This is a genomic window from Pseudomonas marginalis (assembly GCF_900105325.1).
GTDB lineage: Bacteria > Pseudomonadota > Gammaproteobacteria > Pseudomonadales > Pseudomonadaceae > Aquipseudomonas > Aquipseudomonas marginalis.
In genome coordinates this window covers 1,231,537-1,251,389 of sequence record NZ_FNSU01000001.1, presented here as the reverse complement: position 1 = coordinate 1,251,389, position 19,853 = coordinate 1,231,537, and the positions used below count along the sequence as shown (strand labels likewise).

Annotated in this window: 17 protein-coding genes; 9 read left to right on the top strand and 8 right to left on the bottom strand. The window is 60.1% G+C overall.

The features are described 5' to 3' along the window. Positions 1 to 42: 42 nt before the first annotated feature. The 4 genes from BLW22_RS06070 (at position 43) to BLW22_RS06055 (ending at position 6,462) form a co-directional block, all read left to right on the top strand. Entirely contained in the window at positions 43 to 1,374 is a 1,332-nt protein-coding gene (locus BLW22_RS06070) for a deoxyguanosinetriphosphate triphosphohydrolase (protein ID WP_065924453.1), read from the top strand. 171 nt (positions 1,375 to 1,545) lie between these two features. Beyond that, positions 1,546 to 1,941: a response regulator gene (locus tag BLW22_RS06065; RefSeq protein ID WP_065924452.1), complete on the top strand. Its 396-nt coding sequence runs from the start codon at positions 1,546 to 1,548 to the stop codon at positions 1,939 to 1,941. A 256-nt stretch (positions 1,942 to 2,197) separates the two neighbouring features. Continuing rightward, positions 2,198 to 2,818 (top strand): response regulator transcription factor, encoded by a 621-nt coding sequence (locus tag BLW22_RS06060; RefSeq protein ID WP_065924451.1) that lies wholly within the window; start codon positions 2,198 to 2,200, stop codon positions 2,816 to 2,818. 8 nt (positions 2,819 to 2,826) lie between these two features. Beyond that, entirely contained in the window at positions 2,827 to 6,462 is a 3,636-nt protein-coding gene (locus BLW22_RS06055) for a transporter substrate-binding domain-containing protein (protein WP_074844672.1), read from the top strand. 26 nt (positions 6,463 to 6,488) lie between these two features. Here the strand turns inward: BLW22_RS06055 and BLW22_RS06050 are convergent, their stop codons facing one another. Together BLW22_RS06050 and BLW22_RS06045 are read right to left on the bottom strand one after the other, a co-directional pair. Continuing rightward, positions 6,489 to 6,971, bottom strand: coding sequence for a GAF domain-containing protein (locus tag BLW22_RS06050; RefSeq protein ID WP_065924449.1), 483 nt, complete (start codon positions 6,969 to 6,971; stop codon positions 6,489 to 6,491). Further along, positions 6,968 to 7,858, bottom strand: coding sequence for an ATP-binding protein (locus BLW22_RS06045; protein ID WP_027607006.1), 891 nt, complete (start codon positions 7,856 to 7,858; stop codon positions 6,968 to 6,970). The genes BLW22_RS06050 and BLW22_RS06045 overlap by 4 nt, the downstream gene beginning before the upstream one ends. 162 nt (positions 7,859 to 8,020) lie before the next feature. Here BLW22_RS06045 and BLW22_RS06040 point away from each other — a divergent pair, with 162 nt between their 5' ends. Further along, positions 8,021 to 10,330 (top strand): hybrid sensor histidine kinase/response regulator, encoded by a 2,310-nt coding sequence (locus BLW22_RS06040; protein WP_065924448.1) that lies wholly within the window; start codon positions 8,021 to 8,023, stop codon positions 10,328 to 10,330. Here the strand turns inward: BLW22_RS06040 and BLW22_RS06035 are convergent. The 3 genes from BLW22_RS06035 to msrB all read right to left on the bottom strand — a co-directional run bounded on the left by BLW22_RS06035 (position 10,284) and on the right by msrB (position 11,868). Next, positions 10,284 to 10,775 (bottom strand): MarR family winged helix-turn-helix transcriptional regulator, encoded by a 492-nt coding sequence (locus BLW22_RS06035; protein WP_065947252.1) that lies wholly within the window; start codon positions 10,773 to 10,775, stop codon positions 10,284 to 10,286. The genes BLW22_RS06040 and BLW22_RS06035 overlap by 47 nt on opposite strands. Then, positions 10,772 to 11,257, bottom strand: coding sequence for a glutathione peroxidase (locus BLW22_RS06030; protein WP_027607003.1), 486 nt, complete (start codon positions 11,255 to 11,257; stop codon positions 10,772 to 10,774). Before BLW22_RS06030 ends, BLW22_RS06035 begins: the two co-directional genes overlap by 4 nt. Before the next feature lie 218 nt (positions 11,258 to 11,475). Next, entirely contained in the window at positions 11,476 to 11,868 is a 393-nt protein-coding gene (gene msrB / locus BLW22_RS06025; RefSeq protein WP_065947251.1) for a peptide-methionine (R)-S-oxide reductase MsrB, read from the bottom strand. Between the two features lie 202 nt (positions 11,869 to 12,070). Here msrB and BLW22_RS06020 point away from each other — a divergent pair, with 202 nt between their 5' ends. Both BLW22_RS06020 and htpX read left to right on the top strand, forming a co-directional pair. Further along, complete coding sequence (locus BLW22_RS06020) at positions 12,071 to 13,282, top strand: pyridoxal phosphate-dependent aminotransferase (protein ID WP_065924445.1); 1,212 nt, start codon at positions 12,071 to 12,073, stop codon at positions 13,280 to 13,282. A 303-nt stretch (positions 13,283 to 13,585) separates the two neighbouring features. Beyond that, positions 13,586 to 14,473 (top strand): protease HtpX, encoded by an 888-nt coding sequence (gene htpX / locus BLW22_RS06015; protein ID WP_027607000.1) that lies wholly within the window; start codon positions 13,586 to 13,588, stop codon positions 14,471 to 14,473. 53 nt (positions 14,474 to 14,526) lie between these two features. On the opposite strand, the gene BLW22_RS06010 is transcribed toward htpX, so the two are convergent. Then, entirely contained in the window at positions 14,527 to 15,183 is a 657-nt protein-coding gene (locus BLW22_RS06010) for a thiopurine S-methyltransferase (RefSeq protein WP_074844669.1), read from the bottom strand. Positions 15,184 to 15,288: 105 nt separating this feature from the next. On the opposite strand from BLW22_RS06010, the gene BLW22_RS06005 reads away from it, so the two are divergent. Further along, the gene (locus BLW22_RS06005) at positions 15,289 to 16,056 is read left to right on the top strand and encodes a DODA-type extradiol aromatic ring-opening family dioxygenase (RefSeq protein WP_065924443.1); all 768 of its coding nucleotides are present in this window, start codon (positions 15,289 to 15,291) and stop codon (positions 16,054 to 16,056) included. Between the two features lie 69 nt (positions 16,057 to 16,125). Here BLW22_RS06005 and BLW22_RS06000 read toward each other — a convergent pair whose 3' ends face one another. Beyond that, a complete protein-coding gene (locus BLW22_RS06000) occupies positions 16,126 to 17,799 on the bottom strand; it encodes a DEAD/DEAH box helicase (protein WP_027606997.1) in 1,674 nt (557 codons plus the stop codon). Positions 17,800 to 18,221: 422 nt separating this feature from the next. Between BLW22_RS06000 and BLW22_RS05995 the strand changes: the two genes are divergently transcribed. Further along, a complete protein-coding gene (locus BLW22_RS05995) occupies positions 18,222 to 19,013 on the top strand; it encodes a crotonase/enoyl-CoA hydratase family protein (protein ID WP_065924442.1) in 792 nt (263 codons plus the stop codon). Between the two features lies 1 nt (position 19,014). Here the strand turns inward: BLW22_RS05995 and BLW22_RS05990 are convergent, their stop codons facing one another. Beyond that, complete coding sequence (locus tag BLW22_RS05990) at positions 19,015 to 19,770, bottom strand: spermidine synthase (RefSeq protein ID WP_065939972.1); 756 nt, start codon at positions 19,768 to 19,770, stop codon at positions 19,015 to 19,017. Positions 19,771 to 19,853 lie beyond the last annotated feature (83 nt).

Sequence of the window (19,853 nt, the reverse complement as noted above, 5' to 3'; positions counted from 1 at the left end):
GGGAAGCTGGGCGGGTCATTCACCGTACGGAGAGTACCCGCCTTGGATTGGCCCACCCTGCTTACCCGCGAACGCCTTGGAAAACCCCTGCACAGCCCGGAAGAACTAGGCCGCAGCCCGTTTCACAAAGACCATGACCGCATTATCTTCTCCGGCGCGTTTCGCCGCCTGGGCCGCAAGACCCAAGTGCACCCGGTGTCCAGCAACGACCATATCCACACACGCCTGACCCACTCCCTGGAAGTCAGTTGCGTAGGCCGCTCCCTCGGCATGCGCGTGGGCGAAACCCTGCGCAGCGCCCTGCCCGACTGGTGTGACCCGAGCGACCTGGGCATGGTGGTGCAATCGGCCTGCCTGGCCCATGACATCGGCAACCCGCCGTTCGGGCATTCAGGCGAAGACGCCATCCGCCACTGGTTCCAACAGGCAGCGGGGCGCGGCTGGCTGGACGACATGAGCAGCGCCGAGCGCAATGACTTCCTCAACTTCGAAGGCAATGCCCAAGGCTTCCGGGTACTGACCCAACTGGAATACCACCAGTTCGACGGCGGCACGCGCCTGACCTACGCGACCTTGGGCACGTACCTCAAGTACCCCTGGACCGCCCGCCACGCCGATTCCCTGGGTTACAAGAAACACAAGTTCGGCTGCTACCAGAGCGAACTGCCGATCCTCGAACAGATCGCCAGCAAGCTCGGCCTGCCGCAACTCGAGGAACAACGCTGGGCTCGCCACCCACTGGTCTATCTGATGGAGGCGGCAGACGACATCTGCTACGCCTTGATCGACCTGGAGGACGGCCTGGAAATGGACCTGCTGGAGTACACCGAAGTCGAGTCACTGCTGCTCGACCTGGTGGGCGACGACCTGCCGCAGACCTACCGGCAACTGGGCGCCCAGGACTCACGCCGACGCAAGCTGGCGATCCTGCGCGGCAAGGCCATCGAGCACTTGACCAACGCCGCGGCGCGCGCCTTCGTCGAACAACAGGAGGCCTTGCTTGCCGGCACCCTGCCCGGCGACCTGGTGGAGCACATGCACGGCCCCGCCAAACGCTGCGTGCTGGATGCCAAGGACATGGCGCGCAAGAAAATCTTCCAGGACAAGCGCAAGACCCTCCACGAGATCGGCGCCTACACCACCCTGGAAATCCTGTTGAACGCCTTCTGCGGCGCGGCCCTGGAGCAGCACGGCGGACGCACGCCGTCGTTCAAGAACCGGCGCATTCTCGACCTGTTGGGCAACAACGCGCCGGACCCTGCATGGCCGCTGCACAGGTCGTTCCTGCGGATGATCGACTTCATCGCCGGCATGACCGACAGCTACGCCACCGAGATGGCACGGGAGATGACCGGGCGCTCCAGCCCTCAATAACCTGGCTGATCACGCCGCCTGTTCACTGAACAGAATCTGCCTACGATGGGAACAGAGCGGCCTGATCGAATTCGCACAAGCGCCCGAAGAATAATCGCGCACGCTCCGGGCAGGTCTGGCGAACAGTTCCTACGTGCCCCCTATCGACGCTTGACTCACCGTGTGCCTTCTATGCCCCACTACCCCTTTCGGATCCTGTTGGTGGAGGACCATCCCTTTCAGCTCCTCGCCACCCAATGCCTGCTGAGAAGCTTCGGCTTCGAGCACCTGGCCCCGGCCGAAAACGCCGAGCAGGCAATCCGTTTGATGACCCAGGCCGAGGCTCCCTTCGACATCATCCTCTGTGACCAGTGCCTGCCCGACCTGCCCGGTCTTGAGTTGATTGAAATCGCCAGTCGCCAATGCTTTATCAAGGCCGCCATCTTGCTCAGCGGACTTCCCGAGGCAGAACTTTCAGCGTTGCAAACCCAAGCCCTCAAACGTGGCCTGCCATTGCTCGGTTACTTGCCAAAGCCGTTGAATAAAGATGAGCTTGCACGTTTGACCCATACATTACTCACGTTATAAATGTAGGACTTTAAACAGATCGACTGGTCGGAAAAATCGCGCATAACCACCGTAAAGTCCTTGCCATGTTCCTTCGGCCCATGCCCCTGCGGAACCTTGGCCTCTTGCGTTACAGCTCCTTAGAGACAGGTAGGCTTTTACCTTTTTTAATGTAGGAACTTTCCTGTTTTATACCTGCCACCCCCCAAGTTCATGCTTATCCATCGGCTTCTGAGCTAATGTGCCCGCTTTATTTGTACTTGCATGGAATATGATCATGAATACAGTTTTTATTATTGACGACCATCCGGTTATAAGACTTGCCATACGAATGTTGTTGGAACACGAAGAAAATTTCAAAGTAGTCGGCGAAACGGATAACGGATGCGACGCCATCCAAATGGTCCGCGAATGCATGCCGGACCTGATCATCCTCGACATCAGCATTCCAAAACTCGACGGGCTGGAAGTGCTTTGCCGATTCAACGCCATGAACGCGTCGATGAAAACCCTGGTGCTGACGGCTCAATCCCCCACCCTGTTTGCCACGCGTTGCATGCGTTCGGGAGCCGATGGCTACGTGTGCAAGGAAGGTGACCTGAGCGAGCTGATGAGCGCCATCCGCGCTGTACTGTCCGGTTATAACTACTTCCCCAGCCAAGCCTTGAACACCAACGATGAGGCCTGCAAGGAACTTGAACTGTTCAAGGCGGTTAACGATCGGGAGTTGATGGTATTGCAACTTTTCGCACAAGGCCGCACCAACAAGGAAATAGCCAAAGGTATGTTCTTGAGCAACAAAACAGTAAGCACTTATAAAAAGAGGCTGATGCAGAAACTTCAAGCCAAGTCCTTGGTAGAACTTATCGAGATGGCAAAACGGAACGCGCTAGTGTGAGAAACAGGATGCCCAGGCGTATAAAGGACTATTTGATTATATTGAGTGCCGGTTTGTGCTTCAGCACCGCCGTGCCTGCCACCCCTCCAGCGAGCCCGGAGCATTTCAACCTTTTGAGTCGTGCGAGCTCCGTGCAGCTGGAACCCTACCTGAACAAGGCCCAGCGCCAATGGCTCCAGAACAAACGCGAACTGGTACTGGGCGCGGCGTTTCCTGACTACCCGCCTTTTGACCTCACCTCCAGCGGGCGTGACTATGAGGGACTCACCGCCGACTACGCCGGCTTGCTGGCAATGGCGCTGGACGTGCCGGTAAAAGTGTTGCGCTACCCCTCCCGAGAGGCCGCCATTCATGCCCTCGAAGCGGGTGAAATCGATTTACTGGGTTCCTCCAACAGCTTTGAAGCGGCAAATCCCAACCTGACCCTGTCGGAGCCGTACGCCGTGGACCGGCCAGTGCTGGTGACCCGCGAAGGCGAAACCCGCAGCCTGGCTGATGGGCTGGCCGGCATGCGCCTGGCACTGGTCTATCACTATCTGCCACTGCACGAAGTGGAAAGGCTCTACCCCAAGGCAATCATCCGTGCCTACCCTTCTTATCAAAACGCCTTGAATGCAGTGGCCTTCGACCAGGCAGACGTCTTTCTCGGCGATACCATTTCCACCCACTACATGATCAACAAGGGTTACCTGAAAAACATTCGCATGGCGAACTTCGGCAAACATGAAGCCTATGGATTCAGCTTTGCCATGCCCCAGGAACAGCAGACGCTGTTGAGCATCGTCGACGCCGTCCTGAGGGCCGTGCCCGCTGCCGAACGGGAAACCATTGCCAAACGCTGGAGTGCCGGCAGCGACATCCTCCTGACCGACCAAAAGCTGCAACTGACCCTTCGCGAAGAACGTTGGCTGAGGGAGAACCCGGTCGTCAAAGTGATCGTGAACCCTACCTTTGCGCCGCTGACCTTCTTCGACGCCGATGGCAATTTTCGCGGCATTACCGCCGACCTGCTGGAACTGATTCGCCTGCGCACCGGGCTGCGCTTCGAGATCCAGCGCGGGCGTGATGTGAACACCATGATCGAGCATGTAGAGAGCGGCAAAGCGGACATCGTCGGCGCAATCATCCCCAGCGTCGAGCGAGAAGCCCAACTGAACTTCAGTCGTCCCTACCTGGAAAACTCCTACGTGATGCTGACACGCAAGGACGGCCAGGCCCCTACAGGCCTTGAGGAAATGGAGGGCAAGCGCCTGGCAATCACGCAGGGCAGTCCGCTGAAAAAATTCCTGCGTGAGCACTTCCCAAAGATTCAGCTGGTAGATACCGGCGACACGTTCAAGTCAGCCGAACTGCTGGTACAAGGCCATGTAGAGGGCGCGGTGAATACCCTGGTGGTCGCCAATTACTTCCTGTCCTCGCAGATACTCCAGGACAAGATCCAAATCAGCTTCAGCATTGGCACGATGCCGGCCACCTTCGGGCTGGCGACATCCCGCAGCGCCACCGAACTCAGCTCGATTCTCGACAAGGCGTTGCTCAGCATCGCCCCGGACGAACTGGGCGTGATCAACAGTCGTTGGCGCGGTTATACCGCGGCCTCGGACAGTTACTGGCGCGACTATCACCAACTGATTGCGCGCATCGTCATCGGGACCGGCCTGCTGCTGCTGATTTCCCTGAGCTGGAACGCGTACATGCGCCGCCAGATCAAGCACCGCAAAATGGCCGAGCGCGCCCTCAATGATCAGTTCGAGTTCATGCGCGCCCTGGTCAATGAAACCCCACACCCGATCTACGTGCGTGACAACAAGGGGCTGCTGCAGACCTGCAACGACAGTTACCTACAGGCGTTCGACGTCAAGCGCGAGGACGTGATAGGTAAAAGCGCGGTCCAGATCAGCACAGCCCTCGCAGTCGAGGCGGCGCAATACCATGCCGACTATCAGCGCGTGGTGGCCGAGGGCAACCCGTTGATCCTGGACCGCACCCTGCATATTCGCGGAAAAAAACTGACGATCTACCACTGGATCCTGCCGTACCGCGACTCCGTCGGTGAAGTCCAGGGCATCATCGGTGGCTGGATCGATATCAGTGAGCGACGCCAGTTGTTCGACGAACTCCGCACCGCCAAGGAGCGAGCCGACGAAGCCAATCGGGCCAAGAGCACGTTCCTCGCCACCATGAGCCACGAAATCCGCACACCGATGAACGCGGTGATCGGCATGCTCGAGCTGACCCTCAAGCGGGCGGACCAGGGCCACCTCGACCGCCCGGCCATCGAAGTCGCCTACAACTCGGCCAAGGATCTGCTGGAGCTTATCGGCGACATCCTGGACATCGCGCGGATTGAATCCGGTCGCCTCAGCCTGGCACCGGAACGCGTCAACCTGAGGGAGGTGATCGAGTCGGTGGTGCGTGTCTTCGACGGCCTGGCACGCCAGAAGACCCTTAGCCTGTTGCTGGAGTTCACGCCAGATCTGGAACACACCGAAGTGCTGATCGACCCGCTGCGCTTCAAGCAGGTGCTGTCCAACCTGATCAGCAACGCCATCAAGTTCACCGAACGTGGCCAGGTAAAGATCAAGGTGGAAGTATCGGCCACCGAACTGCCGCAGCAGGTCGAGATGAAACTGGTGGTGGAAGACACCGGCATCGGTATCAGCCGGGACGACCAGATGCGCCTGTTCGAACCCTTTGCCCAGGCGGACAACTCAGGACAGCTGGCCAGGAGCGGTGCGGGTCTCGGGCTGGTGATCTGTCGCAGCCTGTGCGCGATGATGGGCGGGCAACTGAGTCTGAGCAGCGTGCCCATGGTAGGCACCCAGGTGCATGTGAGCCTGAAGATGAATCGCCTGCAGGCGCTGCAGGTGGCCGAAGAACCCAAGCCCGCCGAGACCTCGAACGTGCCGGTGCTCAATGTGCTGGTGGTGGACGATCATCCGGCGAATCGCCTGTTGATGTGCCAGCAGCTCGGCTACCTGGGCCATCAGTACACCGCCGCCCGGAACGGCGCCTCCGGCTTCCAGGCCTGGCGCCAGGAGCACTTTGACCTGGTGATCGCCGATTGCAACATGCCGATCATGAATGGCTACGAACTGAGTCGTTCGATCCGCGAATACGAGGAGCGCGAACAACTGACGCCTTGCGTGGTACTGGGTTTTACCGCCAATGCCCAGCCCGAAGAGAAACAACGCTGTGCGCAGGCGGGCATGAATGACTGCCTGTTCAAACCCATCAACCTTACGGCGCTGGAGCTGCAACTGGCGAAAATCAGTCCTCAACCCAGCGGCATGACCCTGGACATCGGCAACTTCGAGGCCCTCACCGGTGGCGATCCGCACATGAGCCGTCTCTTGCTGGAGGAGTTGCTGAGCAGCAGTCGCCAGGATCGCCAGGAGTTGGTTGCACTGATCGCTGCGCAGGCCTTGCCCGAAGAGATCATCGAACAGGCTCACAAGATCAAGGGGGCCGCGCGCATCGTTCAAGCCTCTGCGCTGGCCTCGCAATGCGAAGCCGTCGAACAGGCCTGTGCCCGGGGCGATGATCGGCCCCTGATCGAAGCGGGGGTGAAATCCCTGGAGAAGCTGATGCTGGAGTTGGAGAGGATGCTGCAAGTGCGGCTTGACGAACTGGATGGCCGATAAGGGGCGGGGCTGCGCCCCTATTTCGATCAGCAGTCGGTCAAACGCAGGAAAATCGCCGCCAGCTGTTCGATACCGGCCTGATCCTGGGGGGTAAAGCGGGCCAACGACGGGCTATCGAGGTCAAGGACACCAATCAATGTGCCGTCCTTGACCAATGGCACCACCAGTTCGCTGTTGGACGCGCTGTCACAGGCGATATGCCCGGGGAACGCGTGCACATCGTCTACTCGCTGGGTTTGCCGCGAGGCCGCGGCCGCGCCGCACACCCCACGGCCGAACGGAATACGCACACAGGCGATCTGCCCCTGGAACGGGCCAAGCACCAGCTCTTCATTGCGGTTGAGGTAAAAGCCCGCCCAGTTCAGGTCATCCAGCTGGCTGAACAGGAAAGCCGAAAACTGGGCGCTGTTGGCGATGAAATCACGCTCATCGGCCAGCAGCGACTCCAGCTGGGCACTCAGCAAGGCATAGCCACCGAGGCCGGTGCCGGCCTGTTGTAAATCGATCATGGTTGACGCTCCAGCAATTTGAGACCCACCCAGTAACGGGCGAATTGATACGCGCAACGACCGTTGCGGTTGCCGCGCCCGGTGGCCCAGCGCACGGCGAGAATGTCGAGGTCCTCATCACGCTGCCACTGCAAACCCGCCTTGTTCGCCAGCTCGCCGATCCAGTGCTCGACCACGTCCAGGAAATGTTCCTGGGTGAACGGGTAGAACGACAGCCACAAGCCAAAGCGGTCGGACAAGGCAATCTTGTCTTCCACCGCCTCGCTCGGGTGCAACTCACCGTCCACGCGCTTCCAGTTATCGTTGTCGCTCTGGTTTTCCGGCACCAGGTGGCGGCGGTTGGACGTGGCATACAGCAGCACGTTTTCAGGGGCCTGTTCCAGGGAGCCATCCAGCACGCTCTTGAGCACCCGATAGTCGCCTTCGCCGGCTTCGAACGACAAGTCGTCGCAGAACAGGATGAAACGTTGCGGCAACTTGAGCAGTTGCTCGACCACCCGCGGCAGGTCGGCCAAGTGGTCACGCTCGATTTCGATCAGGCGCAGACCGGCCTTGGCGTGTTGAGCGAGCAAAGCGCGCACCATGGACGATTTACCGGTGCCCCGCGACCCCCACAGCAACGCATGGTTGGCAGGCAGGCCATCCAGGAACTGCTGGGTGTTGCGCGCCAGGGTTTCACGTTGCTTGTCCACGCCGATCAGGTCGGACAAGCGCATGTCCAGGCTCACGTCCAGCGGCAACAGGAAGCCACTGCGGCCCTCACGCTGCCAGCGGGCGGCCAGGCACTGGTTCCAGTCGATGGTTTGGCGCGGCGCGGGCAACAAGGGTTCCAGGCGGGCGAGCACGGCATCGGCTCGCTCCAGAAAGGCACTCAATCGAGAATCCACGATTATTCCTCTGGCAAGTTCTTGCAAAAGATGGCGTATTGGCAACCCTGCGACAGACCGCTTGGGGCTGCGTAAAAACGTTTCATGCCGGGCAGGCCTGGGCGTGTGGATGTTCAGCTATGCTTGCCGGGCGAAGGGAAACGTGAAGTGGTTCAACACTCAATGGATATCAAGTTCGCCCACCGCTTGTCTTATAAACAAGCCAGATTGACGGTGCTGGTCGGTTTCGTCTTGGGAACCTTGCTCAGCCTGATCCAAATCGGCATTGATTATGCCAGCGAAGACGCATCCATCAACCGCGAAATACGTTCGCTGATCGAAATCAGCCATAACCCCGCGTCACGTATCGCCTACAACATCGATGCCGAACTGGCCCAGGAACTGACCCTGGGCCTGCTGCACTCCCCCGCCATCATTCGCGCGCAGTTGATCGACAACAACGGCGTGGTGCTGGCCGATGTCGACCGGCCACGCAAGGAAAGCACCTACCGGCCTATCAGTGACTTCATGTTTGGCGCCAACCGCCAGTTCGAAGACCAACTGTTCCTGAGCCACATGCCCAACGAGTCACTTGGCGTACTGCGCCTGGACGTCGACACCTACGCCTTTGGCAGCCGGTTCCTGCGCCGCGCCGAGATCACCCTGCTCAACGGGTTCGCGCGTAGCCTGCTGCTGACCGGGATTCTGCTGGGCCTGTTCTACGTCATGCTGACCCAACCGCTGGTGCGCATTATTCGTGAGCTGAGTACCCGCAAGCAGGCACGCCTGGACTGCCCGCCAGGGCATGAGCACGATGAAATCGGCGTGCTGGTGGACGTCGCCAACCAGCAATTCGAAAACATGGAAACCGAAATCCAGCAGCGCCGCCACGCCGAGGATCGGCTGACCGAATACCTGGGGCAACTGGAACATATCGTGTCCGCGCGCACCCTTGAACTCAAGGCCAGCAACCAGCGGCTGACCCAGTCCAACGATGAGCTGGAAGCCGCCAAGATGCATGCATTGGGCATGGCACAGGCCCGGGCGGCCTTCCTGGCGAACATGAGCCACGAAATCCGCACCCCGCTCAACGGCCTGCTGGGCATGATCGCACTGTCGCTGGACAGCCCGTTGAACGCCGAACAACGCCAGCAACTGTCTATCGCCCATGACTCCGGCAAAGTGCTGGTGGAACTGCTCAACGATATTCTCGACCTGTCCAAGTTCGACGCCGGCCAGTTGGAGCTGGAGCGTATCCCCTTCGACCTCGGCGCGCTGGTGGAAGACACCGCCAACCTGTTATCGCAGAACGCCGCACCGAGCGTGGAGCTGAGCTGCCTGATCGACCCGCAGTTCCCGGCCCAGGTGCTCGGTGACCCGACCCGTGTGCGGCAGATTGTCAGCAACTTGCTCTCCAACGCCTTGAAGTTCACCCGCTTTGGTCGGGTTGATGTGCGCCTGGGTACCCACGACGGCGGCGTACGCATTGAAGTCTGCGATACCGGCATCGGTATTGCTCAGGAAGCGCAGGTGAAAATCTTCCAACCGTTCACCCAGGCCGGCGCCGGCATCACTCGCCAGTATGGCGGGACGGGCCTGGGCCTGGCACTGACGCACAACCTGTGCGAAGCGATGAAGGGGCGCTTGAGTATCAGCTCGGAAGTGGGCTTTGGCAGCCAGTTCTGCGCAGACCTGCCACTGCCCGCCCATTTGCCCGCAGTGCAGCCAGCGCCTCTCAAAGGCGAGGTCATCGCCATCACCAACGCCGGCAGCGGCCTGACAGAGTTGCTCACGACCCTGCTGCCCTGCTGGGGACTGTCCCTGCGTTGTTTCACCATGGATGACGATTTGAGCGGGCAAACCCCCGACCTGCTGATTACCGACTGCCCGGAATGCCTGTTCCGCATACGGCCGGGCATTACCGCGCCCATCCTGCTGGTGACCGCCTATGGCAACTTCATGCCCAGCGAAGAAGTGGCGGCACTGGCGCCGTTGCACCAACAGGCACGCCCCTTGAGCCGCAACGCGCTGTACCAGATCCTGCAACGCAACTTACGCACCGACGCGCACCTGGTGCTTGACCCCGTCCAAGTGGATGCCGCACCGCTCGCACATCGGGCGCGCATCCTGCTGGTGGAGGACAACCCGGTCAACCAACTGGTGGCCAAGGGCATGCTCAGCAAACTGGGCTGCGAAGTGATCGTGGCCGCCCACGGTGGCGAAGCGCTCAAGTTTCTTGAAGAACAGCGCTTCGATATGGTGCTGATGGACTGCAACATGCCGGTGATGGATGGCTATGAGGCCAGCCGGCAGATTCGGCGCAGCGGACGCTGGCCGGACCTGCCGATTGTCGCGTTGACCGCCAATGCCCTGTCCGAAGAGCGCGAGCGCTGCCGTGCGGCGGGGATGAATGATTACCTGGCCAAGCCGTTCCGCCGCGAAGAACTCAATGCCCTGCTGGACTTGTGGGTGCCTGGGACGACAAGTCTTTAAGTTGCACAAGCAACTGGTCGAGACCATCGCGCAAGGCATCGGCTTGATTCAGGTCGATGCCGCGATCACACAACAGGCGGGTCTTCAGGCCATGGGCCTGGTCCCGCAGTTGCACACCGGCCTCGGTCAGGCTCAAGTGCACTTCACGCTCATCCCTGGCACTGCGCCGACGCGTCACTAACTCAAGCTGTTCAAGGCGCTTGAGCAGCGGCGTCAGCGTGCCTGAGTCGAGCATCAGGCGCTCCCCCAGGGCCTTGACCGTCGGCTGCAGCGCAGGCGTGGCGTGCCACTCCCACAACACCAGCATCACCACATATTGCGGGTAGGTCAGACCCAACTGGTCGAGCATCGGCTTATAAGCGCGGGTGACAGCACGTGACGCAGCGTAGAGCTTGAAACACAGCTGGTTGTCCAGGGCCAGGGACACACTGGGCAAGTCGGTCATTTGAGCAAGGCTTCGATCTCTTGGGTCAAGTCCTGCGGCTTGGTGGCAGGACCGAAGCGCTTGACCACCTGGCCGTCGCGGCCGATGAGGAACTTGGTGAAGTTCCACTTGATGCCCTTGGACCCCAGCAGCCCCGGCGCCTGTTTTTTCAGTTGCACGAACAGTGGATGGGCATCGCTGCCATTGACGTCGATCTTCTTGAACAACGGGAAGCTGACACCGAAGTTCAGCTCGCAGAATTCGGAAATCGCACCTTCGTCACCGGGCTCCTGCTTGCCGAACTGGTTGCAAGGAAAGCCCAATACCACCAGGCCCTGGTCCTTGTACTGCTGCCAGAGTTGCTCCAGGCCCTTGTACTGCGGGGTGAAGCCGCATTTGCTGGCAGTGTTGACCACGAGGACGGCCTTGCCGGCGAAATCGGCCAAGGTCTTTTGCTCACCCTTGATGGTGGTGCAAGGGATGCTCAGCAGGTTGTTGCTCATGGCAGTGCCTCGATAAGGAAGAAAGAGGATGAAACATAGTAGGCAATTCAATTGCGTGCAATTTAATTGACCACACTGATGACACCTCATCAACACTCTGTAGGAGCGAGCTTGCTCGCGAAAAACTCAAGGACACCGGGCTGAACCAGAATGCCCGTGTAATCGTTGACGACTTTCGCGAGCAAGCTCGCTCCTACAGGCGCCCGCCGTCAGTCGAGTTAACGGGGTACAAGCTCCAGGCACACCGAGTTGATGCAATACCGCAGCCCCGTCGGCGGCGGACCGTCCGGGAACACATGGCCCAGATGCGCATCGCATTTGGCGCAGGTGACTTCGGTGCGGATCATGCCGTGGCTGACGTCACGGATCTCGATCATTGCACTGTCGGCGATCGGCGCGTAGAAACTCGGCCAGCCGCAGCCGGAGTCAAACTTGGTGGTCGAATCGAACAGCGGCTCATTGCAGCAGATACAGTGATACACGCCATCGGTCCGGGTCTCATTGTACTTGCCGCTGAAAGGACGCTCGGTGCCCTTGAGACGGCACACGTTGTACTGCTCCGGATCGAGCATTGCCTTCCATTCTTCAACGGTTTTCTGCAACTTTTCCATCGGTACACCTCGGCAACTGAAAAAGCCTGATCTGTATCTTTTCCACGGATCAGGCGGCACGTATGATTGCGCCTCTTCAAAACGCCAGTCTGGCACCCGCGCTACCGGCATTCAAACGTATTTATGGGTGCGGGCCTTGCAGCATTCACAGTACGGTAGTGCCCACACCGTCTGGATCGTTCATTTTCAGGATCACATCGCCATGCAGGTCAGCAAATCGAACAAGCTCGCCAACGTCTGCTACGACATTCGCGGCCCGGTGCTCAAGCACGCCAAGCGCCTGGAAGAGGAAGGCCATCGCATCCTCAAGCTGAACATCGGCAACCCGGCGCCCTTTGGTTTCGAAGCGCCGGATGAAATCCTCCAGGATGTGATCCGCAACCTGCCCACCGCCCAGGGCTACAGCGACTCCAAGGGCCTGTTCAGCGCGCGCAAGGCCGTGATGCAGTACTACCAGCAGAAGCAGGTCGAAGGCGTCGGCATCGAAGACATCTACCTGGGTAATGGTGTGTCCGAGCTGATCGTGATGTCCATGCAGGCCCTGCTCAACAACGGCGACGAAGTGCTGGTGCCAGCACCGGACTACCCACTGTGGACCGCCGCCGTGACCCTGGCCGGCGGCCACCCGGTGCATTACCTGTGCGACGAGGGCGCCGACTGGTTCCCGGACCTGGCCGACATCAAGGCCAAGATCACGCCGAACACCAAGGCCCTGGTGATCATCAACCCGAACAACCCCACCGGTGCGGTGTACTCCAGGGAAGTGCTGCTGGGCATGCTCGAGCTGGCACGCCAGCACAACCTGGTGGTGTTCTCCGACGAGATCTACGACAAGATCCTCTACGACGATGCGGTGCATATCTGCACCGGTTCCCTGGCGCCGGACCTGCTGTGCCTGACCTTCAACGGCCTCTCCAAGTCCTACCGCGTGGCGGGCTTCCGCTCCGGCTGGATCGCGATTTCCGGGCCCAAGCACAATGCCCAGAGCTACATCGAAGGCATCGACATGCTGGCCAACATGCGCCTGTGCGCCAACGTGCCGAGCCAGCACGCAATCCAGACCGCCCTCGGCGGCTACCAGAGCATCAATGACCTGATCCTGCCCCAGGGCCGCCTGCTGGAACAGCGCAACCGTACCTGGGAGCTGCTCAATGCAATCCCGGGCGTGAGCTGCGTCAAGCCCATGGGCGCGCTGTACGCCTTCCCGAGGATCGACCCGAAGGTCTGCCCGATCCTCAACGACGAGAAATTCGTGCTCGACCTGCTGCTCTCGGAAAAGCTGCTGGTGGTCCAGGGCACGGCGTTCAACTGGCCGTGGCCGGATCACTTCCGAGTGGTGACCCTGCCCCGCGTGGATGACCTGGACATGGCCATTGGCCGTATCGGCAATTTCCTCAAGTCCTATCGCCAGTAACCGACGTGGCGCTGTACGACCGGCATTCGGTCGTACAGCGATTATCTGGCAACACTTCTCTGGCTGTGCACTTTCCCCGTACTGCATTTGCGTTTCTACATCCACAAGCCCCTGTGGTTACGGGGCCGCAAGGCAAAAAATAGCTTTTCACGGATAACATCCGTCATCGGAAAATCCCTTCAAGGCTCTACATTCAGGCTGTAGGACACAGTTTGAAATAGTCGCTCGGTTGAATCACCCCAAGCCGCACCTTATATACCCCGCAGTACGCGACATATTAAGCATGAGGAGAACTCTACAACCATGATGCGCATCCTGCTGTTCTTGGCCACCAACCTGGCGGTCGTGCTGATTGCCAGCATCACCCTGAGCCTTTTCGGCTTCAACGGGTTCATGGCGGCCAACGGGGTTGATCTGAACCTCAATCAGCTGCTGATTTTCTGTGCGGTCTTTGGTTTTGCCGGTTCGCTGTTCTCGCTGTTCATCTCCAAGTGGATGGCGAAGATGAGCACCAGCACCCAGATCATCACTCAACCACGCACCCGCCATGAACAATGGCTGATGCAGACCGTGGAGCAGTTGTCTCAAGAAGCAGGTATAAAAATGCCCGAGGTCGGGATTTTCCCTGCTTACGAGGCCAACGCCTTTGCGACGGGCTGGAACAAGAACGACGCCCTCGTGGCGGTCAGCCAAGGGCTGCTCGAGCGCTTTTCACCCGATGAGGTGAAGGCGGTCCTCGCGCACGAGATCGGCCACGTAGCCAACGGCGACATGATTACCCTTGCGCTGGTGCAGGGCGTGGTGAACACCTTCGTGATGTTCTTTGCGCGGATCATCGGCAACTTTGTCGACAAGGTGATCTTCAAGAACGAAGGCGGCCGCGGAATCGCCTACTTCGTAGCGACCATCTTTGCCGAAGTGGTACTGGGCTTCCTGGCCAGCGCGATTGTGATGTGGTTCTCGCGCAAACGAGAGTTCCGTGCAGACGAAGCCGGCGCGCGCCTGGCTGGCACCAGTGCAATGATCAGTGCGCTGCAGCGCCTGCGCTCCGAACAGGGCCTGCCGGTGCATATGCCCGACAGCCTGACCGCCTTTGGCATCAACGGTGGTGTCAAGCAGGGCCTGGCTCGCATGTTCATGAGCCACCCGCCGCTGGAAGAGCGTATCGACGCGCTGCGTCGTCGGGGCTGATACCCGGTAATGCAAAAGGGGCGATTGGATCGCCCCTTTTTTGCGCGCGGGTTTTACCCCTTGGTGAGCCGATAAACGCGCTCTTCAAGACACGTGACACCGTCCTGCACGAACTTCCAGCTCTCACCCAGGATATCCTGGGCTTCGAGCACCTCCAGGCTCCACTGCAAACCCAGCAGCACCTTCACCTCATCATCCGGCACCGCAAAGGGCGGCCCGGCTTTTTGCGTCTGGTCGTAGTCCAGGGTGATCAGTATTCCCTGGCAGCCTGGCCGCAACAGGCTGTTCAACTGCTCGGCGTACTGCGCGCGCATCAGCGGCGGCAGGGCGATCAGTGCGGCACGGTCGTAGAGCGCAGTGCAGTCAGCCAGTGCCCCGGCGTCCAAGGCAAAGAAATCGCCGCACCATATTTCGATCAAATCAGCCTGGTACACCTTGAACACGCCGTGCCGAGTGATGCGCGGCGTCAGGTTCTGCTCGCTGAAAAAGGCTTCTACCGCCTGCTCCGACAGTTCAACGCCGAATACGTGATAGCCGTTGCTGGCCAGCCACATCAGGTCCAGGCTTTTACCACACAGCGGCACCAGCACCTTGGCGCCCTGGGCAAAGCCCAGCGCAGGCCAATACCGCAGCAGGTAAGGATTGACCTCGGGCAGGTGAAAGCCAATCTGATTGCGCGCCCAGCGCTCCTGCCAGAATTTGGGCTCCATGGAATCACCTCCGAAAATTCGATCAAAAAGCGCTAAAACTTATATTAGATTTAGATCAATGATCTGATTGAAGATGGGCCCATGTTAAACCTCAGGACCTTCCTTATGTTGCCCAGCCTGTTTATCTCCCACGGATCGCCCATGCTTGCCCTGCAACCCGGCGCCAGCGGCCCCGCCCTGCAGCGCCTGGCCGCTGAACTGCCGCGGCCGAAGGCAATTGTGGTGGTGTCGGCACATTGGGAAAGTCAGGAACTGCTGGTCAGCGGCAGTGCTGCGCCCGAGACCTGGCACGACTTCGGCGGTTTCCCCCGGGAGCTGTTCGCCGTGCAGTACCCGGCACCGGGCGACTTGCAATTGGCCAACGAAATTGTCGAACTGCTTCATGCCGACGGCTTGAATGCGCGGATCGATGAGCGCCGCCCTTTTGACCATGGCACCTGGGTGCCGCTCTCGCTGATGTACCCGGCAGCGGATATTCCAGTGGTGCAAGTCTCCTTGCCCAGTCACATGGGCCCTGCCCTGCAAACCCGCGTCGGGCATGCCTTGGCCAGCTTGCGCGAACAGGGCGTCCTGTTGATCGGCTCCGGCAGCATCACCCATAACCTGGGCGAGCTGAACTGGCAGGCCGGACCTGAGAGTATCGAGCCTTGGGCACGCGACTTCCGTGACTGGATGGTGGAGACACTCGCCGCCAACGACGAGGCGGCCTTGCATGATTACCGTCGCCAGGCGCCCCACGCCGTGCGCAATCATCCCAGCGATGAACATTTGTTGCCGCTGTACTTTGCGCGCGGCGCCGGGGGTGACTTCAGCGTTGCACACCAGGGGTTCACCATGGGCGCGCTGGGTATGGACATCTACCGCTTCGGTTAACAGCGGACAAAAAAAATCCCCGAACCAGTCGGGGATTTTTTATGTGCGATCAATCAGCCCAAGGGCGGATCAATCTTCGCGGTAGCGACGCAGCTTCAATTGCTTGCCGGCAACGCGGGTGTCTTTCAGCTTGGTCAGCAGTTTTTCCAGACCGTCTTCCGGCAGCTCCACCAGGGAGAAGCTGTCACGGACCTGGATGCGACCGATGGCTTCACGTGCCAGGCCACCCTCGTTGAGGATAGCGCCCAGCAGGTTCTTGGCAGCGATACCATCACGTGCGCCCAGCGCGGTACGGCAACGAGCACGGCCTTCAGCCAATGGAACCGGAGCGCGACGCTCACGATCACCACGGTCCGGACGGTCGCCGGTACGCTCTGGACGATCACCGCGTGGCGCGTTGTTCGGCACCAGTGGGCGCTCTTTCTCGATGGCCGCCAGGGTCAGGGCCTGACCGTTGGTAGCCTTGCGCAGCAGGGCTGCAGCCAGGGCACGCGGGGTGCAACCGATATCGGCGGTCAGGCGGTCCAGCAGGTCGCCGTGGGTCGATTCAGCGTCAGCCACCAGCGGCGACAGGCTGTTGGTCAGTTTCTTGATGCGGGCATCGAGAACAGCCTGGGCATCCGGCAGGCGGACTTCGGCGACTTTCTGACCGGTTACACGCTCGATCACTTGCAGCATGCGGCGCTCACGTGGCGTCACCAGCAGCAGTGCACGACCTTCGCGACCGGCACGGCCGGTACGGCCGATACGGTGAACGTAGGATTCCGGATCGTAAGGCATGTCAACGTTGAACACGTGGGTGATACGCGGCACGTCGAGACCACGAGCCGCTACGTCGGTCGCCACAACGATGTCCAGGCGGCCATCCTTGAGGGAGTCGATCACGCGCTCACGTTGGTTCTGGGCGATGTCACCGTTCAGCGCAGCGGCTTTGTAGCCTTTGGCTTCCAGGGCACTGGCCAGGTCCAGGGTCGCTTGCTTGGTACGCACAAACATGATCAGGGCGTCGAAGTCTTCGACTTCCAGCAGGCTCAATACAGCCGAGGTCTTCTGGTCAGCGTGAACCAACAGGTGAGCCTGTTCGATCGCGGTAACGGTCTGAGTCTTGGTCTGGATCTTCACGTGTTGCGGATCGCGCAGATGGCGTTCGGCAATGGCACGGATCGACTGTGGCAGGGTAGCCGAGAACAGGACGGTCTGACGGGTCGGAGGCAGTGCCTTGAAGATGACTTCCAGGTCATCCATGAAGCCCAGCTTCAACATTTCGTCAGCTTCGTCCAGAACCAGGTGGTTCACGGTCGACAGGACTTTCTCGTCGCGACGCAGGTGGTCGCACAGACGGCCCGGGGTGGCAACAACAATCTGAGCGCCATTACGGATGGCTTTCAGTTGCGGGCCCATCGGCGCGCCGCCATAGACGGCAACAACGGTAACGCCTGGCATTTGCTTGGCGTAGGTTTCGAAAGCGGTTGCTACTTGCAGCGCCAACTCACGCGTTGGCGCCAGGATCAGGGCTTGCGGTTCGCGCTTGGCAGGATCGATGCAGTGTAGGATAGGCAGGGCGAACGCGGCGGTTTTACCGGTACCGGTTTGCGCCTGGCCAATCATGTCCTGGCCGGCCATGATGATCGGGATCGATTGCTGCTGAATCGCCGAAGGTTCTTCGTAGCCGGTCGCGATGACGGCAGCGAGAATGTTCGGGTTAAGATTAAAAGCGGCGAAGCCGCCGGTTTCCTGGGTCATGGGTCTGCCTCTAAGTGCATCCGCAAAGACCCATGCTCCAAAGCTGCGCATGCCGTGTTGAGACTCAAGAGTCGCCCTGGCTGCTTTGTCGGCGGGGATTTGCGAAAACGAATGAATGAAAAAGATTCGTCAAGGGAGAGTCCGCTGTGCGGACGTGCAGCCGAAGCTGACTTCGGGGAATTGCGCTACCTAAACGCGGCCCGGTTAAAGGCCGGCGCGCACTATACCGGAAATACCTGAAAAAGGGAGCTTTTTTTATCGCCAGGCGCCGATAAACCGCGCTGCATCACAGTCTTTGCAGATAAGCGCGGCAGGGTCTATTTTTCAAAGGCCCGGCCCTGCTGGTCATAACGCTTAAACGGTTCACCTTGCATCGAGACCCTTTGGTCTGAAACCCTTCATTGCGCCCGAGGGAACACCCGATGAATCAAGCCAGCAGCAGCCGCGTCAGCCGTGAACTCCAGGGCCATGTCCTGCTGTTGGGCCTGGATCGGGTCGCCAAGCGCAACGCCTTTGACCTGGACTTGCTCAATGAACTGAGCCTGGCTTATGGCGAATTTGATCGAAATGACGAAGCACGGGTGGCCGTAGTATTTGCCCACGGCGACCACTTCACCGCGGGCCTGGACCTGGCCAATGTCAGCGCTGTGATGGCTGGAGGCTGGCAACCGCCCCTGGGCGGTTGCGATCCCTGGGGCGTTTTCGCCGGCCCCAGGGTCAGCAAGCCGGTGATCGTCGCGGCCCAGGGCTATTGCCTGACCATCGGTATCGAGTTGATGCTCGCGGCGGATATCAACCTGTGCGCGAGCAATACCCGCTTTGCGCAGATGGAAGTGCAACGTGGGATTTTTCCGTTTGGAGGCGCGACATTGCGCTTTCATCAGATCGCCGGCTGGGGCAACGCCATGCGCTGGCTGCTCACCGGCGATGAATTCGACGCCCATGAAGCCCTGCGCCTGGGCCTGGTGCAGGAAGTCATGGCCAGTGAAGACCTGCTGCCCCGAGCCATCGAACTCGCCAGCCGCATCGCGCGCCAGGCCCCGCTTGGCGTCCAGGCCACCTTGATGTCGGCCCGCCTGGCACACATGGAAGGCGAAACCGTTGCCGCCGCCGCGCTGCCGCCGATGGTGGATAAATTGCTGAACAGCGAGGATGCCAAGGAAGGCGTGCGGGCGATGGTCGAGAAGCGGCCGGGGGTGTTCAAGGGCATCTAGCTTATGTAGCAGGACGAATCGCCTTGATCAACGGCTGCAACGAATAACCCAGACGCGGCGCCAACAACTCAGCCCGAGTAGAAAGCGCATCCAGATCCAGCGCCTGGTCCAGCTCCGAAGGCACCAACAGGATCACATTGCCCTCCTTCACCGGCAGTTCCCAATAATGCCGGTGGTACAAACCACGCAGCAACGCCGCGCCCAAAGGTTTGCCATCATCGGTCGCCCACTGGTTGATCACCAGCCAACCGCCGGGGTTGAGTTTCTTCTGGCAGTTTTCCAGGAAGGTCCAGGCCAGGTGTCCGACGCCGGGACCGACATCCGTGTAGAGGTCGACGAAAATCAGGTCCGCCGATTCAGCGCTCTCCAACAATTCCAAGGCGTCGCCGATGCGGATATACAGGCGCGGATCATCATCCAGCCCCAGGTATTCGATGGCCAGGCGCGGCACATCGGGGCGCAGCTCGATGGCTTCGACATCCTCCAGCGGCAGGAACTTGAGGCACGCCTGGGTCAAGGTGCCAGCTCCCAGGCCGAGGAACAGTGCGCTCTCCGGCTGCTCATGGCACAACGCGCCGATCAGCATCGCGCGGGTGTAGTCGTACTCCAGCCAGCTCGGGTCAGCGGTGAACACGCAGCTTTGCTCGATGGCGTCGCCAAACTCGAGAAACCGGTAATCGGCCACCTCGAGTACACGAATCATGCCGAAATCATCATGGACTTCGGCCAGCAGGCGCTCGACACGCTCCTCGCTCATCACTACTCCTAAAGGGTCTACCCCACGGCAAAGGCGCGATTGTCGGCCAACCGGCGGCAACAGGTCACGCACTAATTGCTGAT

Excerpts from the sequence above, each read along its gene's own strand:
- BLW22_RS06065 (WP_065924452.1), top strand. The coding sequence starts at position 1,546 with ATGCCCCACTACCCCTTTCGGATCCTGTTGGTGGAGGACCATCCCTTT.
- BLW22_RS06060 (WP_065924451.1), top strand. The coding sequence starts at position 2,198 with ATGAATACAGTTTTTATTATTGACGACCATCCGGTTATAAGACTTGCC.
- BLW22_RS06055 (WP_074844672.1), top strand. The coding sequence starts at position 2,827 with ATGCCCAGGCGTATAAAGGACTATTTGATTATATTGAGTGCCGGTTTG.
- BLW22_RS06050 (WP_065924449.1), bottom strand. The coding sequence starts at position 6,971 with ATGATCGATTTACAACAGGCCGGCACCGGCCTCGGTGGCTATGCCTTG.
- BLW22_RS06040 (WP_065924448.1), top strand. The coding sequence starts at position 8,021 with ATGGATATCAAGTTCGCCCACCGCTTGTCTTATAAACAAGCCAGATTG.
- BLW22_RS06035 (WP_065947252.1), bottom strand. The coding sequence starts at position 10,775 with ATGACCGACTTGCCCAGTGTGTCCCTGGCCCTGGACAACCAGCTGTGT.
- BLW22_RS06030 (WP_027607003.1), bottom strand. The coding sequence starts at position 11,257 with ATGAGCAACAACCTGCTGAGCATCCCTTGCACCACCATCAAGGGTGAG.
- msrB (WP_065947251.1), bottom strand. The coding sequence starts at position 11,868 with ATGGAAAAGTTGCAGAAAACCGTTGAAGAATGGAAGGCAATGCTCGAT.
- BLW22_RS06020 (WP_065924445.1), top strand. The coding sequence starts at position 12,071 with ATGCAGGTCAGCAAATCGAACAAGCTCGCCAACGTCTGCTACGACATT.
- htpX (WP_027607000.1), top strand. The coding sequence starts at position 13,586 with ATGATGCGCATCCTGCTGTTCTTGGCCACCAACCTGGCGGTCGTGCTG.
- BLW22_RS06010 (WP_074844669.1), bottom strand. The coding sequence starts at position 15,183 with ATGGAGCCCAAATTCTGGCAGGAGCGCTGGGCGCGCAATCAGATTGGC.
- BLW22_RS06005 (WP_065924443.1), top strand. The coding sequence starts at position 15,289 with ATGTTGCCCAGCCTGTTTATCTCCCACGGATCGCCCATGCTTGCCCTG.
- BLW22_RS06000 (WP_027606997.1), bottom strand. The coding sequence starts at position 17,799 with ATGACCCAGGAAACCGGCGGCTTCGCCGCTTTTAATCTTAACCCGAAC.
- BLW22_RS05995 (WP_065924442.1), top strand. The coding sequence starts at position 18,222 with ATGAATCAAGCCAGCAGCAGCCGCGTCAGCCGTGAACTCCAGGGCCAT.
- BLW22_RS05990 (WP_065939972.1), bottom strand. The coding sequence starts at position 19,770 with ATGAGCGAGGAGCGTGTCGAGCGCCTGCTGGCCGAAGTCCATGATGAT.